This is a genomic window from Streptomyces sp. SID486 (genome assembly GCF_009865385.1).
Lineage (GTDB): Bacteria > Actinomycetota > Actinomycetes > Streptomycetales > Streptomycetaceae > Streptomyces.
Genome location: NZ_WWJT01000247.1, coordinates 1 through 11,114 on the forward strand (window position 1 = coordinate 1; position 11,114 = coordinate 11,114).

An 11,114-nucleotide genomic window follows, 5' to 3' on the forward strand; every position below is an offset into this window, starting at 1 on the left:
ATCGCGCCCACCGTCTCGCCGTCCACCACGACGCTCGCGCCGTCCACCCTCTGCACCACCGCACGCATGCGGACCATCATGCCCGGTGCTCCTGGCTCGTCCGCAGCGGGCCCAATATGGATCCGTTACCTCCCATCTAGGGCCGTTCGGGGGGACTCGGTCACATTGGGGTCGGTTGGGGTGGCACCATGCTTCCACACGCCGGTCGAGGGGACGGTCACAAGCAGATGAGCACACCGAGTACCAGCGGGCGGCTGGGGACGCAGGGGACGCACCGGCCGCCCGCGCAGCGCGCGGACGGCACCGCGGGCCCCGCGCTGCCCGCCGAGCCGCCCGAGCACGACCTGGCCCGGCTGAGCCTGCCCGAACTGCGCGTCCTGCGCCGCGACGCCCAGCGTGACGAGGCCGATCTCAGCTACGTGCGGCGCCTCTTGCAGGGCCGGATCGACATCCTGCGCGCGGAACAGGGCCGGCGCGGCCGGACGGCCCTGCCGGCACCGACGGACGGCTCCGTGGTCGACCGGCTCCCGGAGATCCTCCAGGACGCCCCGGCCAGACAGCGCTCCTCGGCCCGGCACGTCACCCTCGGCACCCCGCACAACGAGGAGTACCGGCGGCTGGCCGCCGAGATGCTCGCCGAGGTCGAGCTGTCCGACCTCACGGCGCGGACCGACCTCGAACTGACCGCCGCCATGGGCAGACTGGTGCGCTACGAGCAGGAGGTCTCGCGGCGCCGGCAGCGGCTGCAGCGGACGGCCGACGACTGCAGCGGGGAGATCACGCGGCGCTACCGGGTCGGCGAGGCCCAGGTGGACGACCTGCTGACGTGACCCGGCGGACCTGAGTCCGACCTGGCATGACATGACGGGGAGCGGGGGTGGCGGGGCGCGGGCGGCGTGGCGTGAGGTGACGCGGGCGGCCGTGGCGGGGGGCGGGGCGCGGGCGCACGAGAGGGCGCCGCCTCCGAGGAGGCCGACGCCCCGGTGCGCTCGTCCGGGCGGCTGGGCTGCCCGGACCGTCGCCGCAGCTCTCCCGTCCGGCGGCACTGACGGTGTATCCGTAGCGAACTGTTCAGTTGTGGCTGTGCGATGGTGCCCGTCTTCAGTTGTGACTGTGCCGTGCCGGGCACCCGGCTCCCCTCCGGAGGGGTCCCGGCCGACCGTCGCCGCCTGTGACCATGTGGGAGGACTTGGCCACCAACTTAGGCAACTTGGCCCCGCCGTGGAAGTGTCCGGTAACCAACTGACGCACAACTGTAGGAACCTGGCGGGAAGTTGTAGTGTTCGATCGTGGACCCGGAGCACGTCTCCGCCAGTGGACGGACGAGGTCGCAGCGGCCCCGCTCGTCCCACCGCGAGATAGCCGACGAACTGCGCAGCCGGATCAGGTCCGGGGTGCTGCGGCCGGGTGAACGCATGCCCACCCAGGCCAGGCTGGCCGACGAGTTCGGCGTCGAACGGGGTGCCGTACGGCAGGCGTTGCGGACACTGCAGGAGGACGGCCTGCTCAGCGACGTCAGCAAGGGCAGCCCGCCCCGGGTCGCCGGACCGGCGCCCGCGCGCGAGGAGCCGCAGCCGACCATGGTGGCCCTCGCCCCCCGGCTGACCGAGGCGTTCTGCGCGCCTCACGTCCGGATCGACGCCGTCTGCCTGACCGCGCAGAGCCTGATCCCCGCCCTCGGTGAGTCGCTGCGCCTGGTCCACGAGGGACGCGTCCGCCCCGAGCGGATCGACGTCCGGATCCTGCTGCCGTCCCGCGACATCCACCTCGCCTTCCCGGTCTCGGTCGACGCCGGGCAGGGCGACGACGCCGTCCACCAGCGCTGGCTGGTGATGCGCAACGCGCAGGGGCAGGTGCTCCGGTACAACCTCCAGGCCCTGCACCGCACCCACGGCATCGACGTCCAGGTCACCTTCCGGGCCCTGCCGTTCACCCCGCCGGTGAAGCTCTACCTGCTCAACGGCACGGAGGCGCTGTACGCGTACTACATGATCACGCGCCGCGAGGAACCCACCGAGAGCGGACCGCTGGAGATCTACGACGCGCTCGGTTCCGATTCCCTGCTCTTCTCCTTCGACCGGCGGGCCGGGCAGCGGGACGCGGCGTTCGTGGAACAGTCGCGGAAGTGGTTCGACGCGCTCTGGGAGACCATCACCACGGACCTGACGCTCTCCCGGTGAGGCCGGGCGGCCCGGCCCGGACCCGCGCGGCTGCGTAGGCTCGCCCCATGGGTGAGATGGGTCTGCGCGAGCGCAAGAAGCGGCAGATGTACCAGGACGTGTCGGACATCGCCGTGCGGCTTTTCCTGGAGCGGGGGTTCGACGCGGTGTCCGTGGCGGAGGTCGCCGCCGCGGCCGGGATCTCCAAGCCGACCCTGTTCCGGTACTTCCCGGCCAAGGAGGACCTGGTCCTGCACCGGATCGCCGACCACGAGACGGAGGCCGCGCGGGTGGTGGCCGGGGCGGCCGACCCGGTGGAGGCGCTGTACCGGAACTTCCTGGCGGGGCTCGAGCGCCGCGATCCGGTCACGGGTCTGAACGACCACCCCGCCGTACTCGCCTTCCACACCCTGCTCTACGGCACCCCGTCCCTGGTGGCGCGGGCGTACGCCCATGTGGAGCGGTCGGAGGCGGCGCTCGCCGAGGCGCTCGGGGGCGGGCTGGACGCACGGCTGGCCGCCGGGCAGATCATCGCCGTCCAGCGCATCCTCGCCCAGGAGAACTGGCGGCGGATCGCGGCGGGGGAACCGGTCGGGGAGGTGGCGCCGGACGCCGTGGGTGCGGCGCGGCGGGCGTTCCGGCGGCTGGCCGACGGGCTGCCCCAGCTGAGGCCGGATCACTGAGAGGGGCTCCCCGGAGACCGCCCGGCGGCGTCTCGCGGCCCGCTGTCGGCCCCGGCAGTCATCCATATGTGAGACTCGGTTAAAAATGTAACTCGGTAACGTTATGGCGGTACGCTGACGGCATGACGTCACTCGACCCCGCCCTCACGGAGGCCCTGCGCACCGAGCGCGCCCATCACGACACCTGCCGCGAGGCCCTCACCGCGATGATCGAGGGAGCCGCCCGTCAGGTCGTCGTCGGCGAGGACGTCTCCGCCTGTGGAGCCGACGCCGAAGTCCTCGGCCGCCGGCTGCGCAGCCAGGCCAAGGCCATGCGCGAACTCCCGCCCGGTCCCCTGTTCTTCGGCCGCCTGGACTTCGCCGCCGACGACCCCGAGCACGGCGGGCAGAGCTACCACGTGGGCCGGCTGCGGATCACCGAGGACCCCACCGCCCCGCCCCTCGTGGTCGACTGGCGGGCCCCCGTCTCCCGCGCCTTCTACCAGGCGAGCGCCCGCGACCCCCGGGGCGTGGAGGTACGGCGCCGGTTCGGCTGGGCACCGGGCGGCCGCGGCGCGACCGCCGACCTGACGGGGCTGGAGGACGAACACCTGGGCCGGGGCGAATCAGGGACCGGGGACATCGTGGCCCGCGAGATCGAGCGGCCCCGGGTCGGACCCATGCGGGACATCGCCGCCACCATCCAGCCCGAACAGGACGACCTCGTACGCGCCGACCTCGGCGCATCGGTGTGCGTCCAGGGCGCGCCCGGCACCGGCAAGACCGCCGTCGGCCTGCACCGCGCCGCCTACCTCCTGTACACCCACCCCAAGCGGCTCCAGCGCTCCGGGCTGCTCATCCTCGGCCCGAACCGCACCTTCCTGCACTACATCGCCGAAGTGCTGCCCGCCCTCGGCGAGACCGGCGTACGCCAGTCGACCCTGCTGGACGAGATCGCCCGGCACCCGGTCACCGGCACCGACCCCGTCCGCACGGCCGCCGTCAAACACGACCCGCGGATGGCCGAGGTGCTGCGCCGGGCGCTGTACGCGCGCGTGACCACCGACGGCGTGACCGACCTCGCCGTACCGGACGGCTCCTACCGGTGGCGGGTGCCCGCCGCAGAGCTGGCGGCGCTCGTCGCGGAGGTCCGCGCCGAGGAACCGCCGTACGCCGCGGGCCGCGAGCGGGTGCGCACCCGGGTGGTGAGACGGCTGCGCGAGCGGGCCGAACGGCGCTCCGGGACGCTGCCCGCATCCTGGGTGCGCCGCATCGAACGGGCCCGGCCGCTCACCGCCCACCTCGACGCGGTCTGGCCGAAGGTCCGCCCCGAGGAGATCCTCGCCGGCCTCCTCACCGACGGCGCGGTGCTGGGCCGGGCCGCCGACGGAATCCTGGACCCCGACGAGCAGGCCGCGCTCCTCCTGCCCCGCCCGCCGCGCTCGTACAGGTCGGCCCGCTGGACCGCCGCCGACCTGGTCCTGCTCGACGAACTGGCCGGGCTCATGGAACACCCCGAGGGCCACGGGCACATCGTCGTGGACGAGGCGCAGGACCTGTCACCGATGGAGTGCCGGGCCATCGCCCGCCGGGCGGTCTTCGGTTCGCTGACCGTCCTCGGCGACCTCGCCCAGGGCACCACGCCGTGGGCCGCCCGGGACTGGGCCGTGCAGCTGCGCCACCTCGGCCGGCCGGAGACGGCCGTGGTGCCGCTGACCACCGGGTTCCGGGTGCCCGCGGCCGTCGTGGAGCTGACCAACCGGCTGCTCGCGCGCCTCGACGTCGCCGTACCCGCCGCCACCTCGCTGCGCACCGACGGGGAGCTGACCCTCCGGCCGGCCGACGACGTGCTCGGCGCCACCGTCGCCGCCGTACGCGACGCCCTGGCCCGCGAGGGGTCGGTCGGGGTGGTCACGGCGGACGCGGACACGGACCGGGTACGGGCGGCGCTGACCGGGGCCGGCCTCGACCCGGCCGGTCCGGACACGCTCGGCGCCCGGCTGACCGTCGTACCCGCGAGCCTGGTCAAGGGCCTGGAGTACGACCACGTCATCGCCGTCGAACCGGCCGCGGTGGCGGAGGCGGAACCCCGCGGCGCCCACCGCCTGTACGTCGTCCTGACCCGAGCGGTCTCCCGCCTGGACATCGTCCACACCCGTCCCCTGCCCTTCTGACCCCCGCCCCCGAGGCGCCCCGAGGCGGCGCGGGGACCACCCGGAGGCCCCGAGGGGCCCTGGAGGGGCGCGGGGAACTGCGCGCCTAGCCACGATGCACTCGCACCGGGAGGTCATGCGCCGCCCTGAAGGGGCGCGGGGAACTGCGCGCCCAGCCACGACGCACCCGCACCCGGAGGTCATGCGGCGCCCTGAAGGGGCGCGGGGAACTGCGCGCCCAGCCACGACGCACCCGCACCCGCACCCGCCAGCCACGCGGCGGCGCAACGGCGGGGGACTGCACGACCAGCCACAGCGCACCCGCACTCGGAGGTGACGCGGCGCTCTGAAGGGACGCGGGGAACCGCGCGACCAGCCACAGCACCCGCACCCGGGCGAACACCCGTCGGCTGAACGGCACCGCTCCACCCGCCCACCGCCGGCAGGCGTCACGCGCCGACGTACTCCGCCAAGTGCTCGCCGGTGACGGTCGAGCGCGCCGCGACCAGCTCGGCCGGGGTGCCCTCGAAGACGACCCGGCCGCCGTCGTGACCGGCGCCCGGCCCGAGGTCGATGATCCAGTCCGCGTGCGCCATGACCGCCTGGTGGTGCTCGATGACGATCACCGACTTCCCGGCGTCGACCAACCGGTCGAGCAGGCCGAGCAGTTGCTCCACATCGGCCAGGTGCAGACCGGTGGTCGGCTCGTCCAGCACGTACACCCCGCCCTTCTCGGCCATGTGCGTGGCCAGCTTCAGCCGCTGCCGCTCACCGCCGGACAGCGTGGTGAGCGGCTGGCCGAGCGTGAGGTAGCCGAGGCCGACGTCGGCCATGTTCCGCAGGACGCGGTGGGCGGCCGGGGTGCGGGCCTCCCCGGCGCCGAAGAACTCCTCGGCCTCGGTCACCGTCATCGCCAGCACCTCGCTGATGTCCCGGCCACCGAGGCGGTACTCCAGCACCGAGGCGTCGAACCGCTTGCCCTCGCACTCCTCGCACGTCGTGGCGACCCCCGCCATCATCGCCAGGTCGGTGTAGACGACACCGGCGCCGTTGCAGCCGGGGCAGGCGCCCTCGGAGTTGGCGCTGAACAGGGCCGGCTTCACCCCGTTGGCCTTGGCGAACGCCTTACGGATCGGCTCCAGCAGCCCCGTGTACGTCGCCGGGTTGCTGCGCCGCGAACCGCGGATCGGCGCCTGGTCGACGAAGACCACACCCTCCCGGGCCGGTACCGACCCGTGCACCAGCGAACTCTTGCCGGAGCCGGCGACCCCGGTGACGACGGCCAGCACGCCGAGCGGGATGTCCACGTCGACGCCCCGGAGGTTGTGCGTGGTCGCGCCGCGGATCTCCAGGGCCCCGGCCGGTTCGCGCACCGTCCCCTTCAGCGCGGCCCGGTCGTCCAGGTGCCGCCCGGTGAGCGTGCCGCTCGCCCGCAGGCCGGCCACGTCACCCTCGAAGCAGACGGTGCCGCCCGCCGTGCCGGCCCCGGGGCCGAGGTCCACCACGTGGTCGGCGATCGCGATGACCTCGGGCTTGTGCTCCACCACGAGCACCGTGTTGCCCTTGTCCCGCAGACGCAGCAGCAGGTCGTTCATCCGCCGGATGTCGTGCGGGTGCAGACCGGTGGTCGGCTCGTCGAAGACGTAGGTGACGTCGGTCAGCGAGGAGCCGAGGTGGCGGATCATCTTCGTACGCTGGGCCTCGCCGCCCGACAGCGTGCCCGCGGGCCGGTCGAGGGAGAGGTAGCCGAGGCCGATCTCCACGAACGAGTCGAGGGTGCCGCCCAGCGAGCTGAGCAGCGGTGCCACCGACGGCTCGGTGAGGCCGCGCACCCACTCGGCCAGGTCGCTGATCTGCATGGCGCAGGCGTCCGCGATGCTGATGCCCCCGATCTTGGAGGACCGGGCCGCCGCGCTGAGCCGGGTGCCGTCGCAGTCGGGGCAGGTCGTGAAGGTGACCGCCCGGTCCACGAACTCCCGGATGTGCGGCTGCATCGCCTCCCGGTCCTTGGCGAGCATCGACTTCTGGATCCGCGGGACCAGACCCTCGTAGGTCATGTTGATGCCCGCGATCTTCATCCGGGTCGGCTCCCGGTACAGGAAGTCGTCCAGCTGCCGCTTGGTGAACGTGCGGATCGGCTTGTCCGCGTCGAAGAGGCCCGACTCGGCGTAGAGGCGGTGGTTCCAGCCGCCGGACTTGTAGCCGGGGATGGTGAGCGCACCCTCGCTCAGCGACTTGTCGGCGTCGTAGAGCTGGGTGAGGTCGATGTCCGTGACCGTGCCGCGGCCCTCGCAGCGCGGGCACATCCCGCCGGTGATGCTGAACTCGCGGCGCTCCTTCACCGTCTTCCCGCCGCGCTCCACGCTCACCGCGCCGGCCCCGCTGATCGAGGCGACGTTGAAGGAGAACGCCTTGGGCGAGCCGATGTGCGGGGTGCCGAGGCGGCTGAAGAGGATGCGCAGCATCGCGTGGGCGTCGGTGGCGGTGCCGACGGTGGAGCGCGGATCGGCGCCCATCCGCTGCTGGTCGACGATGATCGCGGTGGTCAGCCCGTCGAGGACGTCGACGTCGGGCCGCGCCAGCGTGGGCATGAAGCCCTGGACGAACGCGCTGTACGTCTCGTTGATCAGCCGCTGCGACTCCGCGGCGATGGTGTCGAACACCAGCGAGCTCTTGCCCGAGCCGGAGACACCCGTGAAGACGGTCAGCCGCCGCTTGGGGATCTCGACGCTGACATCCCGGAGGTTGTTCTCGCGCGCGCCGTGCACGCGGATCATCTCGTGGCTGTCGGCGAGGTGCGCGGTGCTCTCCGGCGCGTCGGTCCTCGTGGTCATGCTCATCGTCTCTCCGTCCGTGGGGCCGCCTCCGCCACGCTAACGGCGACGGCCCACCCGGTGCTTCTCGATTCCTGACCGTCACGACCGGGCTGTCCGGTCTCGCGGAAGGTGCGGCATCCCCGCTCGGCGCCGATCCGGCTTTCCCGGCTTGCTGGGCGAGTCGGTGTGCGTCTGCCTCGCGGATGAGTTCGTGGGAGCGGACCTGGTGCAACTCGCAGTGCATGCCACTCGCTCCTACTGCTGGAGCTCCATGACGTCGGCGACCACGCAGCTGACGTTGTCGGGGCCGCCGGAGCCGTTGGCCAGGGCGACGAGTTCGCGGACCGCCTGCTCCGGCTCACCGATGTCGGAGAGCACCCGGCGGATTCCTTCGGTCGGCACGACGGTGGACAGGCCGTCCGAGCAGAGCAGGTAGCGATCTCCCTGCCGGGCGTCGTGCAGGCGCATGTCGGGTGTGGAGTCGGCTCCTCGGCCCAGGGCACGTATCAGCAGGGACCGCTGAGGGTGGGAGGCGGCTTCTTCGGGGCTGAGGCGTCCTTCGTCGACCATCGACTGCACCATGGTGTGGTCGTGGGTGATCTGGAACAGCTCTCCGTCTCGCAGGAGGTGGACGCGGGAGTCGCCGATGTGGACCAGGGCCAGCTGCGAGCCGGTCCAGAGCATCGCGGTGAGTGTGGTGCCGGCGTTCTCGTGGGAAGAGCCGAGTCCGGAGATGCCGTGCACGGCCTGCTTGGCCTGGTCGATCGCGTCTTCGAGGACGTTGAGGAGATCGCCCGCCGGGGCACTGTCGGTTTCGAGGCTCTTGAGCGCGTCGACGGCGGCGGCGCTTGCGGGGGCACCTCCGCTGCCGAAGCCGTCGGCGACGGCGAGCAGGCGGGACCCGGCGTAGGCGGTGTCCTGGTTGCTCTCGCGGACAAGGCCGGTGTCGGAAAGGGCGGCGTAACGGATGCTCAGGGGCTTGGCGGTCGGGGACACGGCAGGGTCCTTCCAGGACAGGTGGTCGATGAGGAACGTGGCCAAGCCCCGGCGTGCGGCGGTGTCGGCTTCGACCTGGGCCCAGAACGCGCGGATCTCTTCGGCTGCCGGACCTGCCTCCAGCGTGCAGACCTGTCGGATGCGGGCGAGAGGCATCCCCAGCCGTCGGAGCCAGGCGACCAGCCTGGCCTGATCCAGTTGCTCCGGTGCGTAGAGGCGGTAGCCGGTCACCGGGTCGACGCGAGCGGGAGCCAGCAGGCCGAGCTCGTCGTAGAGACGCAGCGCCTTCGGCGACAGCCGGGACGCCTTCGCGAACGTCCCGATGGTCAGCAACTCCATGCTCGTTCCTCCTCATGCCAGGCACGTCGCCCGGCCCCACCGATGCTGTGGGCTCCCCCAAGGTGAAGGTCAACCAGGAGCTCCGGTCGGCCCCGCCTTGTGTGGCGGCGAGGAGGCCATCGCTGATGCCCCCCGGCACGCGACACACTCTTGCAAGCGGATGCTTGCAATTGTTAGCGAAGGTGAGGCAAGGTGGAGGCATGGCATCGCTCAACGTCGGCAATCTCGGTGAGTACCTGCGCGAGCAGCGGCGCAACGCCCAGCTGTCGCTGCGGCAGCTCGCCGATGCCGCCGGGGTGTCCAATCCGTACCTGAGCCAGATCGAGCGCGGGCTGCGCAAGCCCAGCGCGGAGGTGCTCCAGCAGGTCGCCAAGGCCCTGCGCATCTCCGCCGAGACGCTGTACGTCCGCGCCGGCATCCTCGACGCCGAGCGGGACCGTGACGAGGTGGAGACGCGTGCCGTCATCCTCGCCGATCCCTCGCTCAACGAGCGGCAGAAGCAGGTGCTGCTCCAGATCTACGAGTCCTTCCGCAAGGAGAACGGATTCGGGACCGGCGAGAGCGCCGCGGACGAGGCGGACGGGAACGGGCTGGTGGACCGGGGGGCCGGCGGCGCGGGCCGTACGACCGGCGGAGGCGATGCCGCCGTGCAGGACACGGACGCCGGCCCGCGGCGGACGGCCGGCTGACGCCGGACCAGGGCTCCGGACGCCCACCGCGGACCACACAACCCAGTCGAACGCGAATCCGATCCGGGAGGACCCTCACCATGGCCATCACCGACGACCTGCGCAAGACCCTCAGCGACCCGACCCCGTTCTACTTCGCCGCCGGCACCGCCGACCTGGCGCTGCAGCAGGCCAAGAAGGTGCCGGCCCTGGTCGAGCAGCTGCGCGCCGAAGCCCCGGCCCGTATCGAGGCCGTGCGCAACACCGACCCGAAGGCCGTGCAGGAGAAGGCCGCCGCACGCGCCAAGGAGGCACAGGACACCCTCCAGACCAAGGTCAACGAGTTCATCGGCGCCCTCGACGTCGATCTGAAGAAGCTCGGGGAGACCGCCCAGGACCTCGCGCTGCGCAGCGTCGGCGTCGCCGCCGAGTACGCCGTCAGGGCCCGCGAGGCATACGAGAAGGTCGCCGAGCACGGCGAGCAGGCCGTGAAGACCTGGCGCGGCGAGGCCGCCGAGGAGATCGAGGACCTGGCGATCGTCGTCGAGGGCAAGCCCGAGCCGGTCGAGGTCGAGCAGGACGGCCCGGCGACGGCCGGGACGTCCGCCGGGGCCGCCGCGGACGAGAAGTCCGCGGCGAAGAAGGCGCCGGTCACCCGCAAGGCCCCCACCACCACGAAGAAGAACACCCCGCCGGCCAAGTGACGGCGACGGGCGGGACGCGTGCGGGCCGGGCACCTTTGGGGTGTCCGGCCCGTTCTGTGGGTACGGTGGCGGCGTAGCAGGGATCGGAAATCAACGGGCGGTGGGCAGCATGCTGATGTTGGGCTTCGCGGGGTTCATGGGCATCCTGAAGATCATTCTGATGGCCCTGGCCGCGTTCGGGCTGTTCGACGCCGCGTTCCGGCGTGAGGACGCCTTCCGCGCGGCCGACAAGCAGAACAAGGTCTTCTGGCTGATCATCCTCGGCATCTCGCTCGTGGTGAGCTACCTGTTCTCGATCCTGTCCATCCTGCCGATCGCCGCCGCGGTCGCGAGCATCGTGTACATCGTGGACGTACGCCCCGCGCTCGCGCAGCTCGGCGGAGGCCGCGGCTGGGGCCGCCGAGGCCGCGGCAGCAGCAGTGACGGCCCCTACGGTCCGTACAACGGCGGCCGGTAGCAGCGTTCCGCCGGAGGGCGGCCGGTAGCCGCGCTACGCCGGAGGGCGGCCGGTAGTCGCGTTCCGCCGGAGGGCCGTCCGCCGTCGCCCCGGCGGCGCCGGGGGCGGAGCGGTCGTTCCGCCGCGGCCCTCGCCTCCCGGTGCGGCCCTCGCCTCCGGG

General features: G+C 72.6%; 9 protein-coding genes. 7 read left to right on the forward strand and 2 right to left on the reverse strand.

All coding sequences use genetic code 11. The features are described from left to right. Positions 1 to 227: 227 nt before the first annotated feature. From GT045_RS12270 to GT045_RS12285, 4 genes are all read left to right on the forward strand, one after another. Positions 228 to 830 carry an aerial mycelium formation protein gene (locus tag GT045_RS12270; protein ID WP_161334174.1) on the forward strand — a complete coding sequence of 201 codons (603 nt, stop codon included), beginning with the start codon at positions 228 to 230 and terminating at the stop codon, positions 828 to 830. Between the two features lie 528 nt (positions 831 to 1,358). After that, a complete protein-coding gene (locus GT045_RS12275; protein ID WP_345942622.1) occupies positions 1,359 to 2,180 on the forward strand; it encodes a winged helix-turn-helix domain-containing protein in 822 nt (273 codons plus the stop codon). A gap of 47 nt (positions 2,181 to 2,227) precedes the next feature. Further along, positions 2,228 to 2,842 carry a TetR family transcriptional regulator gene (locus tag GT045_RS12280; protein WP_161334176.1) on the forward strand — a complete coding sequence of 205 codons (615 nt, stop codon included), beginning with the start codon at positions 2,228 to 2,230 and terminating at the stop codon, positions 2,840 to 2,842. 122 nt (positions 2,843 to 2,964) lie between these two features. Beyond that, entirely contained in the window at positions 2,965 to 4,995 is a 2,031-nt protein-coding gene (locus GT045_RS12285) for an AAA family ATPase (protein WP_161334177.1), read from the forward strand. A gap of 428 nt (positions 4,996 to 5,423) precedes the next feature. On the opposite strand, the gene GT045_RS12290 is transcribed toward GT045_RS12285, so the two are convergent. After that, on the reverse strand, positions 5,424 to 7,808 hold the full coding sequence (locus tag GT045_RS12290; RefSeq protein WP_161334178.1) for an excinuclease ABC subunit UvrA: 2,385 nt from the start codon (positions 7,806 to 7,808) through the stop codon (positions 5,424 to 5,426). Positions 7,809 to 8,045: 237 nt separating this feature from the next. Continuing rightward, complete coding sequence (locus GT045_RS12295; RefSeq protein WP_161334179.1) at positions 8,046 to 9,125, reverse strand: MerR family transcriptional regulator; 1,080 nt, start codon at positions 9,123 to 9,125, stop codon at positions 8,046 to 8,048. Between the two features lie 200 nt (positions 9,126 to 9,325). On the opposite strand from GT045_RS12295, the gene GT045_RS12300 reads away from it, so the two are divergent. From GT045_RS12300 to GT045_RS12310, 3 genes are all read left to right on the forward strand, one after another. Next, the gene (locus GT045_RS12300) at positions 9,326 to 9,814 is read left to right on the forward strand and encodes a helix-turn-helix transcriptional regulator (protein WP_161334180.1); all 489 of its coding nucleotides are present in this window, start codon (positions 9,326 to 9,328) and stop codon (positions 9,812 to 9,814) included. An 80-nt stretch (positions 9,815 to 9,894) separates the two neighbouring features. Then, complete coding sequence (locus GT045_RS12305) at positions 9,895 to 10,497, forward strand: hypothetical protein (protein WP_161288111.1); 603 nt, start codon at positions 9,895 to 9,897, stop codon at positions 10,495 to 10,497. Between the two features lie 100 nt (positions 10,498 to 10,597). Beyond that, the gene (locus tag GT045_RS12310; protein WP_161288113.1) at positions 10,598 to 10,954 is read left to right on the forward strand and encodes a DUF2516 family protein; all 357 of its coding nucleotides are present in this window, start codon (positions 10,598 to 10,600) and stop codon (positions 10,952 to 10,954) included. Positions 10,955 to 11,114 lie beyond the last annotated feature (160 nt).